The sequence below is a fragment of the Nostoc sp. JL34 genome (assembly GCF_017114945.1).
Lineage (GTDB): Bacteria > Cyanobacteriota > Cyanobacteriia > Cyanobacteriales > Nostocaceae > Nostoc.
This window is the reverse complement of record NZ_JABXKQ010000056.1, coordinates 104,576-122,001: the sequence shown is the minus strand read 5'-3', so window position 1 is coordinate 122,001 and position 17,426 is coordinate 104,576. Positions and strand designations below refer to the sequence as shown.

Here is a 17,426-nt window from a genome sequence, read left to right as displayed (position 1 = left end):
TATTCAAAACATGCTTCTGTTGAGCTATGAGCAACCGCATTGCAGTTATTGGTCTTGGCTACGTTGGTCTACCCGTTGCCCTGGCATTTGCTAAAAGATTTCCTCATACTATTGGATTTGATATCAATTTAGAGAAAGTTAAAAGTTTAAAGCAAGGTAGCGATCGCACAGGTCAAATCTCCACTGATGAGTTAATCAATTCTAGTCTAATCATCACTTCAGACCTCTATGATCTAGTAGATACAAACTTTTTTGTGATTGCTGTACCAACCCCAGTTGACCGCAACCATAATCCTGACCTCACCTTGCTGATTAAAGCCTCCGAACTCGTCGGTAAAGTGCTACAACCTGGAGCAATTGTGGTGTACGAATCCACAGTCTATCCAGGGGTAACAGAGGATATCTGCGGAGCAACTTTGGCAAAGGTATCAGGCTTAAAGGTAGGTGTTGATTTCAAGCTGGGCTACTCTCCAGAACGGATTAATCCGGGTGACAACGCTCATACACTGGAAAAGATTGTCAAAGTGGTAGCTGGGGAAGATGCAGAAACTCTGGAACGAGTTGCAAGCATTTACACAGCCATTATTGATGCAGGAGTCTATCGCACCTCCTCAATTAAAGTAGCTGAGGCTGCCAAAGTGATTGAGAATACCCAGCGAGACTTAAATATTGCTTTGATGAATGAACTGGCGCTAATATGCGATCGCATCGGTATCCGCACCCACGATGTTTTAGCAGCTGCAAACACTAAATGGAACTTTTTGCCATTCACCCCAGGACTTGTTGGTGGTCACTGCATTGGAGTTGACCCCTACTATCTAACTACCAAGGCAGAAGAATTGGGATACCATCCCGAAGTCATCCTAGCCGGTCGTCGAATTAACGACAGTATGGGTACTTACCTCGGTCAGCGTTTTGTCAAACTCTTAGTTGAAGCTAACCTGTCGATTAAAGAAGCACGGGTAGGAATTCTTGGTCTTACCTTTAAAGAAAATGTACCCGACATTCGTAATAGTCGCATACCAGATATCGTGGCAGAATTGCAGCAATTCGGTATTGAACCACTCTTACACGATCCTCTGGTAGATCCCGATGAAGCACAGCAGGAATATGGGATTCATTTAGTAGATTGGCATAATCTGTCTGATTTAGACGGGGTAATACTTGCAGTCAGTCATCAGGCTTACTTAGATATGCCTTGCGAACAACTTTTTAACTGCTTGCATCCAGGTGGAGTGTTGATGGATATCAAGTCCATTTTTAGCCAAGCTACACTACCACCCCATATTCATTACTGGAGCTTATAGGGAAAACATCATGGTCAAGGTTTTAGTCACTGGTGCTGCTGGTTTTATTGGTTTTCACCTCAGCCAACGCCTATTGACCAGAGGTGATGAGGTTGTTGGTCTAGATAACCTAAATGATTACTACGATGTCCTGCTGAAAAAAGACCGTTTAGCTCAACTAGAGGAAAACTCAAGTTTTAGTTTTTATCAACTGGATTTGGCAGACTCAGTAGCTATAGCTCAACTGTTTGCTGAACAACGGTTTGATGTGGTGGTTAACTTAGCAGCTCAGGCTGGTGTCCGATACTCCATCAAGAACCCTCATGTATATGTAGATAGCAACTTAGTAGGCTTTATTAACATCTTGGAAGGTTGTCGCCATTCAGGCGTCCAACACTTGGTATTTGCTTCTTCTAGTTCTGTCTATGGTGCTAATACTAAAACACCCTTTTCTATTCATGACAATGTAGACCATCCAGTTAGTTTATATGCTGCAACTAAAAAAGCTAACGAGTTAATGGCTCATAGTTATAGCCATTTATATGGTTTACCAACAACTGGACTCCGCTTCTTTACTGTCTATGGGCCGTGGGGACGTCCAGATATGGCGCTGTTTTTATTCACTAAGGCAATTTTGTCAAACCAGCCGATTGATGTCTTTAATTACGGGAGGATGTGCCGAGATTTTACATATATTGACGACATTGTAGAGGGTATTATCCGGGTGATGGATAAAATTCCTGAGTCAAATACAGGAGATGCAACCGACCCAGGAACGAGTAAAGCTGCTTATAAGATTTACAATATAGGTAACAATCAACCAGTTGAATTAATGCGCTTCATAGAAGTGCTGGAAGACTGTTTGGGGATGAAAGCAGAAAAGAATTTGCTCCCTTTGCAACCTGGTGATGTCCCCGTCACCTATGCGGATGTTGATGATCTAGTCAAGGATGTAGGCTTTAGACCTAGCACAACTATTGAGGTAGGAATTGGACGTTTTGTAGCTTGGTATTGTTCTTATTATCAGAACGCTAATACTCGATTAACTCAAAACTCCTGGGTGAGGGTGGGGAGTAATAAATAATGAAAATACTGCATATTTGTGCAATTGGAGGTACTGTCCAGACGCTTTTACGGCCTCAAATTGATTACTTATTGTCTCATAATCTGTCAGTTGAAATAGCTTGCTCTCCAGGTTCAGAGGTTGAAGAATTACAACAACAAGGATATATAGTTCATCCAATTCAAATTGACCGTCAGATATCTCCTATCTGGAATTTGAGAAGTATTTATCAACTGACGCAATTAATTCAAAAGAATCAGTACGACCTTGTTCACGTCCATACTCCTATTGCTGCTGTCTTGGGTCGCATTGCAGCGAAACTGGCTGGTGTTAAACGAATTGTTTACACTGCTCACGGTTTTCCATTTCACGATCAATCCTCACCTAGTCAATATCGTTTTTATTTTATTGTTGAGAAACTTGCTGCTTTCATAACCGATCTCATCCTTACCCAAAATTATGAAGATATTGCCACAGCTAAAAAGTTAGGTCTTTGTCCGCTGGAAAAAATATATTATTTAGGTAACGGTGTAGACATTAATCGTTTTAAGCGCGTAGGCGTAGCCCATCGTAGACATCGCCTCAATTCTACTCATCAAAGCTTATTACGAAAATCCTTGAGTATTCCTGATAATACCGACTTGATTATTGGCACAATTGGGCGTATAACCCAGAAAAAAGGGAGTGGATATTTGATTGAAGCAGCAGCGAAATTGCTGCCTGATTTCCCCAATTTGCAAGTTCTGGTGATAGGCTCTCAACTCAGCAGTGATCCTGAACCTTTTCACACAGAACTGATAAAAAAAATTCACTCTCTAGGAATTGAGCAACATGTTACTTTGACAGGCGAACGTCAAGATATACCAGAACTTTTAGGGCTGTTAGATATCTTTGTGCTGCCTACATTCACTCATGAAGGACTACCACGATCTATCCTAGAAGCAATGTCAATGGGTTTACCAGTTGTTACTACAGATATTCGCGGCTGTCGAGAAGCTGTAATTCATGGAAAAACAGGTTTAATTGTGCCACCTCAAAATAGTGAAAAGTTAGCTGAGGCTTTAAAAACACTATTGTCTAACTATGAATTGCGACAAGCTTATGGTCAATACGGCCGTGAACGGGTGGAAGTTGAATATGATGAAAAATTAGTTTTTGAACGACTTTATAAGTACTATCAAGACTTATAAATTTGAGGCAAACTAGAGATTAGAAGTATTTTCAGAGTGAAAAACGTATCTATGCATCGTCATAATTTACAGGGCGTTAATTTAAAAAAAGACAGTAGATTAATCAAATCTATATTAGATAGAGTTGTGGCAGCGATCGCTTTGATTTTTCTTTTTCCTTTACTCATGAGTGTAGCGATCGCTATTTATTTTCGTATGGGTAGCCCAGTTATTTTCACCCAACCCCGTCCCGGTCAAAATGCTCGGATTTTCAACTTTTACAAATTCCGTACTATGACTAATGCACGAGATACTGAAGGTAATTTTCTTGCTGATGAAAAACGCCTCACAGCCTTTGGTAAATTCCTGCGTCAAACTAGTCTTGATGAATTACCTCAACTTTGGAATGTCTTGAAAGGAGACATGAGTTTTGTTGGCCCTCGTCCATTATTAGTAAAGTATCTTGACCGCTATACCCCTAAACAAGCACGTCGTCATGAAGTGAAGCCAGGTATTACTGGCTGGGCGCAAGTTAATGGTCGCCGCACATTAGATCAATTTTGGAATAAAAAATTTCAGTTAGATGTTTGGTATATCGATCACTGGAGTCTATCACTTGATCTGAAAATTCTGTTCATGACTTTATGGCAAGTACTGCAACGAAAGAGCATCACCCAGGAAGGTCACGTTACATCAGAGGAATTCAAAGGTCAACTTAAAGAACAATAGCGGTTTTCCTAAGCAATAGAAGTATTGGAACTAGAAAAACATGAGTTTTCAACAGATACAAGATGTATCCGCAGCGGTGTTAACCTCAATGACAGAAGAAGAATGTGCTGATTGGCATCGCAAACGGGGAACGCATGTTATTCGCCATTGCGATCGCTACTGGAAGGAGACTGTTCGGGGTTTCTATCAGCCGCTTCATTGGTTGGCACGCTTGAGTGCTGAAGAAGCAACTTTCCCAACCTCCTTATCTTGGGGATTCCAAACAACATTATGTGAGATTGATACAACTATTGCTAACGCTTCAATGCCGATTCACTGCTTACCTAATCTAGAAAACTATGATCTCCAAAGTGTGACAGCAAATCGTCGAAATCATCTACGAAGGTGTTACAAACGAGTAAATATTGTGCAGTTAAATGAACTCACACTCTTGCAGGAGCAGGGTTATGAAGTCTTTTTGTCGGCATTAAAGCGAACAGCTTATCGTCAAATCCCTTCAAAAAAAGACTATTTGACGGGACTAGCCGATTATGTCGCCCCTGAACAACGGTTGATTCTTGCAGGTCTTAATGGTGCAGACCTTTGCGGTTATGTTACAGGATACGCTGTCAACGGTATTGCTTACATTGATGAAGTAATCATCGCCACTGAGGCATTGTCTACCTACATTGGTACAGGATTGCTATTTGAATTTGCCCAGGTCTGTCGCCGTTCTGGGTTAATTCGTGAGCTTGTCAACGGTCTGCACTCTCGTGAAGATGAAAAACTCTGTATTTTCAAAGAAGGAATGGGCTTTCAGGTAAAGCATATTCCTGCAAAAGTAGAGATAAATCCCATTATTGAGAGATTCATCCACTGGCGATATCCACACAAATATTATCGTCTAGTTGGGCATGACTAAATAACTCGTAATGACGCTTTTACGGACGCTCATTTACTCGCTACTTGTAATTCGTAATTAATTTTAAAGATGGATATTCAAGTAATTGATTTAGCTAATCCTTTGTGGTTACAAACACTGGAACATCTCAGTTATGATGTTTATCATTTGCCTGAATATGTATATTTAGAGTCTCAAAGAACTCAATCCATACCAGAGGCTATTTTAATAGTCGATGGTGAAAAAATATTTTTTTTACCTTATTTACTGCGCCGCTGTGATGATTTATTTGACGCAGAGTTAACGATTCCAGAAGTGTTTGATGTTGTTTCGCCTTATGGTTATCCTGGATTTCTATTAAGTGAAGCAGCGGCTAACACACCTGAGTTTTTAAATTTGGCACTTGAAAAACTCAAATCTGTATTTTTATCTAAAAACGTGTGTTCAGCATTCTTACGCTTGCATCCAATACTAAATCAAAATGTTAATGAAGTTTTAATCCCTCAATTATGTCAAGTATCGGGAGAAACTATATCTATTAACTTAAGCCTATCAACAACAGAAATATGGCAGCAAACCCGACCGGAACACCGCACTTATATCAATAGATGTAAACGGAATGGATTTACAGCAAAAATGGTTAATTTTCAGGATTGTATCAATGATTTTATTGATGTATATACTGAAACAATGGAACGTGTAGAAGCTAAAAAATATTTTTATTTTGATAATAAATATTTTGCTTCTCTAGCAAATATGAATGAAAATATCCACTTGTGTATTTTAGAGTTAAATAATCAAGTTGCCTGTGCTGGAATATTTACTGAATGCTGTGAAATAGTTCAATACCACCTTGGAGGAACAAAAAACGAATTCCTAAAACAAGCTCCTAGCAAGTTAATGTTTGATTACGTTCGATTTTGGGCTAAAGAACGTGGAAATAAATTTTTGCATTTGGGCGGTGGTGTTGGTGCAGCTAAAGATAGTCTCTACAATTTCAAAGCAGGTTTTTCTAAACAAAGACATTCCTTTTTGACACTGCGTCTAATTACAGATGAAGAAAAATATATTTATTTAGTTAAATTACGAGCAAAATCTTTAAAAACTGAGCCAAAAAGTTTACTTAACTCAAGTTTTTTCCCTGCCTATCGTTCTCTTAATTGAGGGATAAATAACAAGACTTACGCAAAACTTTTATGTAAATATATCAACAAAAAATAGCGAAGTGATCTAGGTAATGCGGATGAATAAACCAATTTTGCTTTCAACACCTCACATGAGCGATCGCGAACTAGAATTTGTCAAAGAAGCTTTTGAAACTAACTGGATTGCTCCTGTTGGCCCCCATGTTGACGCTTTCGAGCAAGAATTTTGTCAAGTAACTGGCGCTAGCCATGCTGTTGCTGTTAGTTCTGGTACAGCGGCTCTACATTTAGCTTTGCGATTAGTTGGTGTTGAGCCTGGGGATGAAGTTTTTTGCTCTACTTTAACGTTTATTGCTAGTGCGAATCCAATTACTTATTTAGGAGCAAAACCAGTATTTATTGATAGCGATCGCACTTCTTGGAACATGAATCCAGAACTATTAGCAGAAGCCCTAGATCACCGCGCCCGAAAGGGCAAACTACCCAAAGCTGTTGTAGTTGTACATTTATATGGTCAAAGTGCAGATATTGATCCAATCCTGAAAGCTTGTAATCAGTATGATATCCCCTTAATTGAAGATGCTGCTGAAGCTTTAGGAGCTACTTATAAAGGGCGTTTTTTAGGAACTTTTGGACGGATTGGCATTTACTCATTCAATGGCAATAAAATTATCACTACTTCTGGTGGTGGAATGTTAGTTTCTAATGATTTATACTTAGTAAGTAGAGCCAGTTTTCTAGCAACACAAGCACGCGATCGCGCTCCGCATTACCAACATTCAGAGATTGGTTATAACTATCGCCTAAGTAATATTTTAGCTGGTATTGGTCGCGGTCAGTTGCGTGTTTTAAGTGAGCGAGTTGCAGCTAGACGGCGCAACTTTGAAATTTACTACCAAGGCTTAAAAAATATACCAGGAATAGAATTTATGCCTGAAGCTAATTATGGATGCGCTACTCGCTGGCTCACCTGCTTAACAATAAATACTGAAGCTTTTGGTGCAAATAGAGAACAAATCCGCCTAGCACTTCTTGAACAGCAAATTGAATCTCGTCCTGTATGGAAACCTTTACATCTCCAGCCTATTTTTGCTCAGTGTGAATTTTTTGGTGGTGCAGTAGCAGAAGATTTATTTAACTACGGTCTTTGCTTGCCTTCTGGATCTAATCTCACAGACGAAGATTTAGAAATAGTAATTAATCAAATCAAAGCAGTTCATTATAAAACTCAAAAAAATCAAAATTCTATGTTCATGGTTACTGAAAAAGTTTATCTGACAACTTGATTTTAATTTTCTACACATGCATTCTGAGTAATTCGATATTTGATAATTTTAACACTAATCAAAAAGCTTGCAATCATTTTATGACAATACAAGAATCTTCTGGAACCTTTGATAAATATTTACAAGTCCTGAAGCGCCGTTGGATTCCAACTTTAGGTATTTTTGTTTGTGTATTTATAATTTTACAGGTAGCTACATTATTCAAGAAGCCTTATTACTTAGCAGAAGGAAAATTAAAATTTCAAAGAATAAATACTACTTCTTCATTAACAGGAGTAGGAACAGAAATGGGAAAACTAGAGCCATTAGTTGATGATAAAAATAATCCTCTGAATACAGAGGCAGAAGTTATCCGTTCTGTCCCAGTTGTGAAAAGTACCATAAATAAACTCAATCTCAAAGACAATAAAAGCGTAAATTTAAAAACCAAACAGTTTCTACAAATGCTAACAGTGAAGGAAATTAAGGGAGCTGACGTTCTAAGTATTTCCTATAAAGATAAAAATCCACAATTAGCCGCACAGGTTGTTAATACTCTGATAGATGTCTATTTAGAATACAATATATCTGCTCATAGAACTCAAGCAGCTACTGCTCGCAAGTTTATAGAAAAACAATTACCAAATGCGGAATTAGTTGTTCGGCAAGCAGAAGCAGAACTAGCAGGGTTTAAAGAAAAGTACAAAATTGTTTCTCTGCAAGAAGAAGCGACTAAGGCACTGGAAGTCATTACATCATTACAACAGCAAATTAGTGAAGCTCAATCTAGATTTGCTGATGCTGAAGCACAAATTCAAGGAATTCGTAAACAATTGGGTATGAACTCCCAGCAAGCAGTAGTTATGACTTCCCTTAGCCAAACTTCAGGGGTACAAGATATTCTCAAAGAAATCCAACAGCTAGAATCACAACTGGCAGCTAGGCGGACTGTTTTGCAGGACAACCATCCGCAAATTATCGATTTGCAATACAAATTACAATCTTTAAATGGGCTACTACAACAACGGATAAAAAATGTTGTCGGAACAACCTCATCACAACTAAATAATAACTTTCAATTAGGAGAGTTACAACAGCAACTTTCTGCAAGGCTTGTAGAATTAGAGTCAAACCGTCTGGGTTTAGCAAGCCAAATCACTACTTTATCTGGGTTACAAACTGCTTATAAACAACGCTTGAACAATCTACCAAGATTGGAACAACAACAGCGCCAATTTGAACGGAAAGTACAAGCTGCACAATCTACCTATTCCCTATTACTACAAAAGCTACAAGAAAGTCGAATAGCGGAAAATCAAAATTTAGGGAATGCAAGCATGATATCCGAAGCTGAAGTACCGGAAGAGTCAATTTCATCTCCGATATTTTTGTATTTGAGTACAGGTTTATTGGCTAGTTTGACAGCTTTAGCAACCGTGTATGTTTTGGAAAAAATAGATAAATCAATTAAGACTACCGAGCAGGCTAAGGAATTGTTAAAATTTACTTTGTTAGGGATTATTCCTAACTTTAATAATTCCAATAAATCTATTATTGGCAATGAAGAAATTGAGGCATATAACAAAAGGCTTGTAGTTCGAGATATGCCGCGATCGCCAATTAATGAAGCCTACCGAATGTTGCGGTCAAATCTGAAGTTTATCAGTGCTGATAAGGAGCTAAAAGTTATAGTTGTTACTAGTTCTGTTCCCAGAGAAGGTAAATCAACAGTAGCTGCTAATTTAGCTGTAACAATGGCTCAGATGGAGCGCAAAGTCTTACTAGTAGATGCAGATATGCGCCGTCCTGTTCAGCATAAAATCTGGGAAGTGATTAATAATGAAGGTCTAAGTAATCTGATTGTTGGACAAGGTGAAATTAGGACGGCTATCAAACAAGTAATGGATAATTTGTATGTCCTTACTTCTGGAGTTACACCTCCTAATCCAGGTTCTCTTCTCGACTCGAAAAAAATGGCTGTATTAATCCAAACTTTGTCTATCTATTACGACTTCGTAATTATTGATGCTCCATCATTAAACGTTGCTGCTGATGCTGTTACTCTCGGTCAAATGGCTGATGGTGTTTTATTTGTAGTTCGTCCAGGGGTAGTTGATTCTGTTAGTGCCAGTATCGCGAAGGAGCTTTTAGAAAAATCTGGTCAGAATGTCCTGGGACAGGTAGTAAATGGAGTTATTTCACAGACTGAACGCTACAATTACTACTACTCGACTGAGGAAAAAAATCTTCAAGAAACTGTTGAAATAGGGAGTAGAGAGCGCTTGGTGTAGTTTAATGAATTCAAAAAGTAGATGATGTATACATTACCTTATAATTAGGGGTTGCTGAAAAAGTCAGAAACCGGCAGGAGAAGGATTGATTAGTTACTCAATAAGGGTTAATCATAACTGTGTCCTATCTGCTTGCTATCAAATTATAAGTATCAATAATATTAGACCGTATACTAGGTCTAATATTGAAAAATGGACACAAAAAAGTACACAAAAGCTGTGACATTTGAGTAGAAAGATTCATGACTAAAAAAGTAATAGCAATTGCAGTAACAGAAGTATGATTTAGTTTCGCCATCACTCTATCCAAGCCAAATCTTCTTATAGCTTGTCCAAACTTACCCTCAATAGAATTACGAATTCCTTCGTCCTCTTTAGCTTGCTTCTTTTTTTCTTGACTCACAGTTTTTGGAGGTCTACCTAACGGAACTCCACTAATTCTAATACCTCGTTCTTTACACCAAGCTCGATTCTCTCTGGTGCGATAAATTTTATCAACATGAACGGATTCTGGATAATACCCAGTATAGTCTTTAAAAGATTCTATTTGTACTTTTAAGTCGGTTGATTCGTTAAAGTTATCCCAACTAATATGGTCTAAAAACACATAGCCATCAAAACAGCTAACCGAAAATTTTGCCCCAAATTCCACGGTTTTACCGGCTTTACCTCGGACAATTGGACGAATATGTGGTTGGCTTAAACTCACAATCCGGTCTTCAATACTCTGCTTTTTATTTTCATACATCCATAGTTGTTGACGATAAACTTCTGTTGCGACAAGCAACATCTTATATTGTCTATGACTTAAATTTACCAAACTGGACTCTAACAACACTAATTGCTCAATATGTGCTAAATTCCTTTTGATATATTGCAGTTGTTTTTTTATAGCTTTGCTTCTATCTTTTTGGGATGCTCGACGTTTTTTTGCTACTTATAGATAATCTTTGCGTGCGACTTCTCGATAGGTTCTTGGCTTTTTACTTAATTGTTCTTTCACCTGTTCATACAGGAAGTCTATAATTTTTTCTGTTTGTTTTCTGGCTTGATTTAATAGCTCTAAATCTGTCGGATAACTGATATCTCCCGGCGCACAAGTCGCATCTAATATTAATTTCCCCCGATTTTTTGGCTCACTTCCTTCTTCTTCTGGTTCTGCTGTTTTTTTGGGAGTTGATTGAGATGAGGTTTTATCTAACATCTTCCTCACCATCTCTTGATTCACTTTGTTAACTAACTCCCCACTTATTCTTTCTCTAAAATGTACTAACATTGATGGGTTAAATGGCATGTCATTACTATATAATGACATCCCCAGAAAATACTGTAGATATGGATTCTCCCTTATTTGTTCTACTGTTTCTCTATCGCTTATCCCTAGCTTTTCTTTGATTATTAATGCCCCCAATGCCATCCGAAAAGATTTTGCTGGCGCTCCCATCTCTGGAGAGAATCCCGAAGAATATTCCGACTCAAATTCTTTCCAGGGTATTAAATCAGCCATAATTACCCAACGGTTATCTGATGATAACTTTCCTTCAAATGGAAGTTCAAAATTTTCTGGTGGAATTGGCGTTGATTCTTCTTTTCGGTACATTGTGACTAATGATACTCTATGTCATTTTTGACCACTGTGATGCAAGGATTTTGCACTATTTTACCCTCAACTCTTGCACCTGAATATATTTTTAGGCTCTAATAATCTAGAGACTGCCACCTTTTCTTTCTTTTTCAGCAAGCCCTAATTAGTTCTACTTTTCCCAACTTGCCCGTTGTTAAAGAAATTCCCCAGTTTGTCGAACAGAGCCAAGCTTTAGGTAGAAGTCCAACACTTAGAGCATTTCGTCAATGGGTAAGAAAGCTAAGCAACCCAACTTAATGTAACCCTTGCCCTTTTAACAACAAATGAGCGTTGTAATACTTAATAGTATTTTTATATCCAACAGAAGACTCTATGATAAAAAAAGGAGCCTAAGTTAGGCTCCTTAATAATAAAAAACTGGTAATAGAATTGTGACTATTTGATAGTTACCTTACCGCCAGCTTCTTCAATCCGCTTCTTAGCATCTTCGGCAGCATCCTTAGCAATACCTTCTTTAACTGCCTTGGGCGCAGCTTCCACCAAGTCTTTAGCTTCTTTCAGACCCAAACCGGTCAATTCCCGGACAATCTTCAGCACGGCAATCTTCTTATCAGCTGGGACTGATTCGAGAATCACTTCAAACTCGGTTTGCTCAACAACTTCCTCAGCAGGAGCAGCACCAACGCCAGGGCCTGCAAACGCTACGCCAACAGGTGCAGCGGCACTCACACCAAAAGCTTCTTCAATTTGCTTGACTAACTCAGAAGCTTCCAGCAAAGACAGGCCTTTTAGTTGTTCTAAAATGTTATCGGTTGCAGCAGACATTGATATAACTCCTGTAATTTTGATTATTTATTTGTCATGGGTCATTGGTCTTTAACTATAGACTTTTGACTTTTGACTGATGAACCACGAAGTCTATTCAGCAGCAGTTTCAGTGCTGCCATCACCTTCAGCAGTACTTTCGGTGCTGCTATCTTGGACAGCAGCAGTTTCGGTGCTACCACCACTTTGCTCTTGGTCGGCCACAGCCTGTAAAGCACGAGCCAGTGAACCAGGAACTTCGTTGATACCCACAGCAATCTTGGTAGCCAAGGCGTTGATAGCCCCAGCAATTTGGGCGATGAGTTGTTCCTTAGATGGCAAGTCTCCTAGTACCTTGACATCAGGTTCTTTGAGTAGGCGACCTTCCAGTACACCACCACGAAGTTCTGTCTTCTTGGTGACCTTTTGGAATTCTTGGTATGCCTTAATTGCCGATGAAAAATCTTCTTTTACCAGCAAAAAGGCGGAAGCACCATTGAGCAATTCCGACAGAGGTTGCCATTTTTCATCATCTTTAATGGCAATACCCATCAGGGTGTTCTTCGTCACTTTACAAACAGTGCCACTAGGACGCAGCCGCCGCCGTAAGTCTGTGATTTCCGAAACTGTTAGCCCCTGATAGTCAATTACCAGTGCCAGAGTTGACTCACTCAAAGTTTCTTTGAGGTCAGCTACTATTTCTTTTTTATTTTCTAGTGTTCTACCCATTCCAATCTCACCTCCTTAAAACAATCGGGGAAGTGCCCTAATTATGCGTTTTTTCTCAACCTGAACCCAAACAACAAACCCCAGCTAATTTAGCCGGGGTTGAGTATTAAGACTCTTGACGCCATAGTTATCACACCTTTATGGGTGGTAATTCTGACTATTAGAGTTTTAACCTCGGCAGGATATTAAGCTATTAGCACCTGCTGTCTCCGGCTTTGCCTATTTAATTTTGTCATTAGTCATTTGTCTACCCTGCGGGAAGCCGCTGGCGCGTCTATGTCCTTTGTCCTTTGCCTTTACAAATGACTAATGACTAATGACTAATGACTAATGACTAAAAATTAACCTGCTTCGCTCAGTTTCAAATCTCGTAGGGCGCTGATATCAACTTTAATCGATGGCCCCATAGTGGCTGACACATAAAATGTGCGCCAATAACGACCTTTAGCTCCTGAAGGACGGTTACGGTCAATCGTCTCCTGCAATGCCTTCAGGTTAACTAACAAATCTTCAGGCGAGAAGGTTGTCTTACCAAACATAACATGGACAATACCAGTTCGGTCAGCCCGGAATTCTAATTTACCAGCTTTGAATTCTGCGATCGCACCAGCTAAATCAAATGTTACGGTTCCACCCTTGGGCGATGGCATCAAACCACGCGGCCCAAGCAACTTACCCAGCTTTGCCACCTGTGGCATCACATCGGGTGTGGCAATCAGCTTGTCAAAATCCATTCTACCTTTCTGGATTTCGTCAATCAGTTCTTCTGAACCGACTATATCAGCACCAGCATTGCTGGCTTCGTTTACCTTTTCACCTCTGGCTATCACCGCCACGCGGACGATTTGTCCTGTACCTTTGGGTAGTGCTACCGTTGTCCGCAACTGTTGGTCTGTATACTTGGGGTCAATTCCCAACCGGATATGGGCTTCAGCAGCTTCGGTAAATTTAGCTGTTGCTGTGTCTTTGAGAAGGGCTAAAGCCTCTAAGGGATGATAGTCTTTCTCTTCTACTTTTGCTTGCAGACCCTGCAAACGACGCGATATTTTTGGCATTTGTTCTCCTGGGGTAATTCCGAAGCCTCGCCTCTCCCCCGATAATTTTTAGTTATTTGTCCTTTGTCATACCCTGCGGGAAGCCGCTGGCGCGTCTATGTCATTTGTCCTTCGTCAGTTACCAATGACTAATGACTAATGACTAATCCGTAACTGTTACACCCATATTTTTAGCCGTTCCTGCCACAATCTTCATTGCCGCGTCGATATCGTTGGCATTGAGGTCGGGGAGTTTGGTTTGGGCTATTTCTTGCAATTGTGCTTTGGTAATTGACCCAACCTTCTTTTTGTTGGGTTCATTCGAGCCTTTTTCAACTTTCGCCGCCTTCCGAATCAGTACTGATGCGGGTGGCGTTTTGAGTACGAATGTAAAACTCCGGTCTTCAAAAACCGAAATTTCTACAGGTATCACCATTCCAGCTTGGTCTGCTGTTTTGGCGTTGTACTCTTTACAAAACATCATGATGTTGACACCATGTTGACCCAAGGCGGGCCCAACTGGCGGTGCTGGGTTGGCTTTTCCAGCATTCAGGGCCAGTTTAATGACCGCCACTACTTTCTTCGCCATTTGTATTTAACTCTGTTTCTCTACCTGATTAAATTCCAATTCTACTGGTGTATCCCTGCCAAAAATTGAGAGCAAGGCTTTAAGTTTACTCCGCTCTGGAGAGACTTCAATCACCTCGCCTTCAAAGTCTTTAAATGGACCAGAAAGCACCATTATCTTATCACCAGTAGCCATGTCAATTTTGACAACAGCTTCTTGTTCGCTGGTTTGTTTGAATATACGTTCAACTTCCGAAGAACTCAGTGGTATGGGGTTGACATGACCGCGACCCTTGCTGCTACCACGTTTTTGTTCTGAGCCGACAAAGTTAATTACATGAGAGGTGTTGCGTACCACCTGCCAAGTATCATCATCCATCATCATCCGCACCAGCACATAGCCAGGGAAAACTTTTTCTTCTGTATGCTGGCGACTGCCATCTTTGCGGATTTTCACCGCTGGCGTCTGCGGAATTTCTACCTGGATAATTTTGTCAGCTACATCAAAAGTTTGAATGCGTTGCTCTAAGTTAGTCTTTACACGCTTTTCACAGCCGGAAGCTACTTGTACTGCATACCAGCGTGCTTCTTTTGACGCTGCTTCTGCTGCTTCTGCTGCTTCTGCTGTTTCTTCTGACTGCAACATTGAGTTGCGTGGTTCATCTGTTGCAAAACTCATTAGAACACCTGTTTTGCTGCCCAAGCAAACAATCCATCGACCAAGTATATCAAAGATGCGGAGAGTGCCACCATTAACAACACAGCGGCGGATTCGCTCACTATCTGTTTCCGACTGGGCCAAACTACTTTTTCAAGTTCTTCTTTGGTTCCCTGTATGAAGTTGCCAAAGCTAAACCCATTTGTGGTTTCTGGCAATTCTGCTTCACTTTTTTTGGCCACGACCGTTTATCCCCCCGTTTCTTATACCAGATCCTGTTTAATTGTCATCTAGCTTTGCAGTTTCGACTCTATTTCACTTACTGGAAGCAAAACAACTGCAAATACAATAAGTTTACCCGAAATTATTAGCGCTAACTGCTATGTTAGCAGCTGCGTAATTATTTCGGGCTTTGTTTTTTGCTCTTGAGCGCGCCCTGGAGGACTTGAACCCCCGACATCAGGTTTTGGAGACCTGCGTTCTACCAACTGAACTAAGAGCGCACAAGCTGTTTTTGATCCAGTGATTGCGCTGAACTAAATTTCAGTTTAACGCAATATGCGATTTATATCATACCTTAGTTTTGCCCTTAAAACAAGTCAGCGGCAGATGCCGCTTGCAGCTTGAGATTTCTCCCATACTTTTAAAGGATGAATCACAAAGGGCGGTCAAACCGTTGCTTGATCCGGGTTGCCTTACCTACGCGATCGCGGAGATAATACAGTTTAGCACGGCGGACTTTACCGCGACGTAATACTTTGATGCTGTCAATTCGGGGAGAATGCAACAGAAATACCCGCTCAACGCCTACGCCTTGAAAAACCTTACGGACTGTAATAGTTTCGTTGATGCCACCATTGCGTTTGGCAATCACTACTCCCTCGTAGGGTTGTACGCGGTATTTTTCGCCTTCTTTGATTTTCACTCCTACTTTTACAGTATCGCCCACATAAATGTCAGGCAAATTCGATTTTATGTGTTCCGCTTCAATGGAGCGGATAATCTCTTGAGCGTTCATAGTCTTTCTGTCTGCTTAAAAAAAACTCACAATCATCAATGATAAATCGATAATCCTATTTCAGTCTACTTGTTAGGATTGATAATTTTACTGATACAACAGCCTAAAGATCAAAGCTATATTGCAGAATGCTGTACCACAGGGGTGAAATTTATGAAATTTAGCGTCGTCATCAGTACCTATAATCGCTTGAATTTGCTACAAAGAGCAATTGATTCGGCTCGTAACCAAACAATCGAGTGTGAGGTGGTTGTTGCCGACGATTGTTCTTCTGATGACACCCAAACATATCTCAAAAGCTTAGGGGACAAGGTTGTTTACCACCGGAATGAAGTGAACCTTGGTCATGCAGCAACGGTGAATGCTGGAGTTGCCAAAGCTAGTGGCGACTGGATTAAGTTCTTAGATGATGATGACTATTTAGCGCCTAACTGCATAGAAGAGATGGCAAAGGCGATCGCACTTTGTCCCGATGCTGTAATCTGTTCTTGTGTGGCGGCTCAGGTGGATGGTAATGAAGTTGAACTTTCTCGCACCCCCCAAGTTGGCCCTGGTTTAGCTTTTTATATCCCACAAGCTGATATTCACTACGGTATGCTTTTAGAGCTTGTACCCTTTGGCACACCTGTACAAGTAGCTTGCCGACGTGATGCTTTCCTGCAAACTGGTGGTTGGGACTCCACACTCGATGCTAACTGTGATGACATCGATTCCTGGATTCGGATTGCCCAGTTTGGCGATGCTATTTTCTTCAACCAGTGTCTTGCTTACCGGACTATCTGGCCGGGTGCGTATAATCAAAAGTTTTCTTTGTCTCGGCGGTTGGCGACAAATATTTTGATGAAGGAAAAAATTTACGCCTTGGTAAATGAGCAACATCGCTCAAAGATTCCTTTGCTTCAAGATATCAAAAATTACCTGAAACTCCATTGGAGTTTAGTAGCACTGAAGCAAAAAAATCTCAAGAGTTTTCTTTCAATGATAGATCCGTCTATACTTTCTCCTCAGTCTTGGAAGTTTTTGCTCACTGCTGCCTCATCACGCCGCTCTCAGGGAAACAATTCTCAGGTTCGCAAACTTGTGTTAATTGAGTCGTAATCTGATGTCCGGCAAAATACCCAGAATAAAAACGCCAGTCGCTAGAATTCAGAATTAAATTCTGTGCGACTGGTAGACTTCGGCGTGAGCGCTCACGTTGAAGTC

General features: G+C 40.3%; 16 protein-coding genes, 1 tRNA gene, 1 pseudogene and 1 other annotated feature. Of the genes and pseudogenes, 9 read left to right on the top strand and 9 right to left on the bottom strand.

Annotated elements, in window-relative coordinates; genetic code table 11:
- The first annotated feature begins 26 nt into the window (after nt 1-26).
- The 8 genes from HWQ44_RS11745 (at nt 27) to HWQ44_RS11710 (ending at nt 9,828) form a co-directional block, all read left to right on the top strand.
- Nucleotides 27-1,307: a nucleotide sugar dehydrogenase gene (locus tag HWQ44_RS11745; protein WP_292718630.1), complete on the top strand. Its 1,281-nt coding sequence runs from the start codon at nt 27-29 to the stop codon at nt 1,305-1,307.
- Between the two features lie 10 nt (nt 1,308-1,317).
- Nucleotides 1,318-2,370, top strand: coding sequence for an NAD-dependent epimerase (locus HWQ44_RS11740; RefSeq protein WP_292718628.1), 1,053 nt, complete (start codon nt 1,318-1,320; stop codon nt 2,368-2,370).
- Nucleotides 2,370-3,539 carry a glycosyltransferase family 4 protein gene (locus HWQ44_RS11735; RefSeq protein WP_292718627.1) on the top strand — a complete coding sequence of 390 codons (1,170 nt, stop codon included), beginning with the start codon at nt 2,370-2,372 and terminating at the stop codon, nt 3,537-3,539. Before HWQ44_RS11740 ends, HWQ44_RS11735 begins: the two co-directional genes overlap by 1 nt.
- A 36-nt stretch (nt 3,540-3,575) precedes the next feature.
- On the top strand, nt 3,576-4,247 hold the full coding sequence (locus tag HWQ44_RS11730) for a sugar transferase (protein ID WP_292718626.1): 672 nt from the start codon (nt 3,576-3,578) through the stop codon (nt 4,245-4,247).
- Between the two features lie 40 nt (nt 4,248-4,287).
- The gene (locus HWQ44_RS11725) at nt 4,288-5,148 is read left to right on the top strand and encodes a hypothetical protein (protein WP_292718625.1); all 861 of its coding nucleotides are present in this window, start codon (nt 4,288-4,290) and stop codon (nt 5,146-5,148) included.
- 69 nt (nt 5,149-5,217) lie between these two features.
- Nucleotides 5,218-6,291 carry a GNAT family N-acetyltransferase gene (locus HWQ44_RS11720; protein ID WP_292718624.1) on the top strand — a complete coding sequence of 358 codons (1,074 nt, stop codon included), beginning with the start codon at nt 5,218-5,220 and terminating at the stop codon, nt 6,289-6,291.
- Between the two features lie 79 nt (nt 6,292-6,370).
- Nucleotides 6,371-7,558, top strand: coding sequence for an aminotransferase class I/II-fold pyridoxal phosphate-dependent enzyme (locus HWQ44_RS11715; protein WP_292718622.1), 1,188 nt, complete (start codon nt 6,371-6,373; stop codon nt 7,556-7,558).
- Between the two features lie 80 nt (nt 7,559-7,638).
- A complete protein-coding gene (locus HWQ44_RS11710; RefSeq protein WP_292718620.1) occupies nt 7,639-9,828 on the top strand; it encodes a polysaccharide biosynthesis tyrosine autokinase in 2,190 nt (729 codons plus the stop codon).
- A 124-nt stretch (nt 9,829-9,952) separates the two neighbouring features.
- Here HWQ44_RS11710 and HWQ44_RS11705 read toward each other — a convergent pair.
- The 9 genes and pseudogenes from HWQ44_RS11705 to rplS all read right to left on the bottom strand — a co-directional run bounded on the left by HWQ44_RS11705 (nt 9,953) and on the right by rplS (nt 16,223).
- A pseudogene (locus HWQ44_RS11705) lies at nt 9,953-11,428 on the bottom strand (IS5 family transposase).
- 420 nt (nt 11,429-11,848) lie between these two features.
- Nucleotides 11,849-12,238, bottom strand: a complete 390-nt coding sequence (gene rplL, locus HWQ44_RS11700) for a 50S ribosomal protein L7/L12 (protein WP_292718618.1) — start codon at nt 12,236-12,238, stop codon at nt 11,849-11,851.
- Nucleotides 12,239-12,331: 93 nt separating this feature from the next.
- Entirely contained in the window at nt 12,332-12,946 is a 615-nt protein-coding gene (gene rplJ / locus HWQ44_RS11695; protein ID WP_292718615.1) for a 50S ribosomal protein L10, read from the bottom strand.
- Between the two features lie 63 nt (nt 12,947-13,009).
- Nucleotides 13,010-13,177: a sequence feature (ribosomal protein L10 leader region), on the bottom strand.
- 110 nt (nt 13,178-13,287) lie between these two features.
- Nucleotides 13,288-14,001, bottom strand: coding sequence for a 50S ribosomal protein L1 (rplA, locus tag HWQ44_RS11690; protein WP_292718613.1), 714 nt, complete (start codon nt 13,999-14,001; stop codon nt 13,288-13,290).
- Between the two features lie 142 nt (nt 14,002-14,143).
- Nucleotides 14,144-14,569 (bottom strand): 50S ribosomal protein L11, encoded by a 426-nt coding sequence (gene rplK / locus HWQ44_RS11685; RefSeq protein ID WP_094348918.1) that lies wholly within the window; start codon nt 14,567-14,569, stop codon nt 14,144-14,146.
- A gap of 6 nt (nt 14,570-14,575) precedes the next feature.
- Nucleotides 14,576-15,226: a transcription termination/antitermination protein NusG gene (gene nusG / locus HWQ44_RS11680; protein WP_094348919.1), complete on the bottom strand. Its 651-nt coding sequence runs from the start codon at nt 15,224-15,226 to the stop codon at nt 14,576-14,578.
- Entirely contained in the window at nt 15,226-15,447 is a 222-nt protein-coding gene (gene secE / locus HWQ44_RS11675) for a preprotein translocase subunit SecE (protein ID WP_099102704.1), read from the bottom strand. Before secE ends, nusG begins: the two co-directional genes overlap by 1 nt.
- A gap of 188 nt (nt 15,448-15,635) precedes the next feature.
- A tRNA-Trp gene (locus tag HWQ44_RS11670) sits at nt 15,636-15,708 on the bottom strand.
- A gap of 152 nt (nt 15,709-15,860) precedes the next feature.
- Complete coding sequence (gene rplS / locus HWQ44_RS11665) at nt 15,861-16,223, bottom strand: 50S ribosomal protein L19 (RefSeq protein ID WP_196527330.1); 363 nt, start codon at nt 16,221-16,223, stop codon at nt 15,861-15,863.
- 153 nt (nt 16,224-16,376) lie between these two features.
- Here rplS and HWQ44_RS11660 point away from each other — a divergent pair, with 153 nt between their 5' ends.
- Nucleotides 16,377-17,321 (top strand): glycosyltransferase family 2 protein, encoded by a 945-nt coding sequence (locus tag HWQ44_RS11660; protein ID WP_292718606.1) that lies wholly within the window; start codon nt 16,377-16,379, stop codon nt 17,319-17,321.
- The last annotated feature ends 105 nt before the right edge of the window (nt 17,322-17,426 follow it).

Bases quoted from the DNA above. Each gene is read 5' to 3' on its own strand.
- rplS (WP_196527330.1), bottom strand. From the start codon at position 16,223: ATGAACGCTCAAGAGATTATCCGCTCCATTGAAGCGGAACACATAAAA.
- HWQ44_RS11735 (WP_292718627.1), top strand. From the start codon at position 2,370: ATGAAAATACTGCATATTTGTGCAATTGGAGGTACTGTCCAGACGCTT.
- HWQ44_RS11715 (WP_292718622.1), top strand. From the start codon at position 6,371: ATGAATAAACCAATTTTGCTTTCAACACCTCACATGAGCGATCGCGAA.
- rplJ (WP_292718615.1), bottom strand. From the start codon at position 12,946: ATGGGTAGAACACTAGAAAATAAAAAAGAAATAGTAGCTGACCTCAAA.
- rplL (WP_292718618.1), bottom strand. From the start codon at position 12,238: ATGTCTGCTGCAACCGATAACATTTTAGAACAACTAAAAGGCCTGTCT.
- HWQ44_RS11710 (WP_292718620.1), top strand. From the start codon at position 7,639: ATGACAATACAAGAATCTTCTGGAACCTTTGATAAATATTTACAAGTC.
- nusG (WP_094348919.1), bottom strand. From the start codon at position 15,226: ATGAGTTTTGCAACAGATGAACCACGCAACTCAATGTTGCAGTCAGAA.
- HWQ44_RS11745 (WP_292718630.1), top strand. From the start codon at position 27: ATGAGCAACCGCATTGCAGTTATTGGTCTTGGCTACGTTGGTCTACCC.
- HWQ44_RS11660 (WP_292718606.1), top strand. From the start codon at position 16,377: ATGAAATTTAGCGTCGTCATCAGTACCTATAATCGCTTGAATTTGCTA.
- HWQ44_RS11720 (WP_292718624.1), top strand. From the start codon at position 5,218: ATGGATATTCAAGTAATTGATTTAGCTAATCCTTTGTGGTTACAAACA.
- HWQ44_RS11725 (WP_292718625.1), top strand. From the start codon at position 4,288: ATGAGTTTTCAACAGATACAAGATGTATCCGCAGCGGTGTTAACCTCA.
- HWQ44_RS11740 (WP_292718628.1), top strand. From the start codon at position 1,318: ATGGTCAAGGTTTTAGTCACTGGTGCTGCTGGTTTTATTGGTTTTCAC.
- rplK (WP_094348918.1), bottom strand. From the start codon at position 14,569: ATGGCGAAGAAAGTAGTGGCGGTCATTAAACTGGCCCTGAATGCTGGA.
- rplA (WP_292718613.1), bottom strand. From the start codon at position 14,001: ATGCCAAAAATATCGCGTCGTTTGCAGGGTCTGCAAGCAAAAGTAGAA.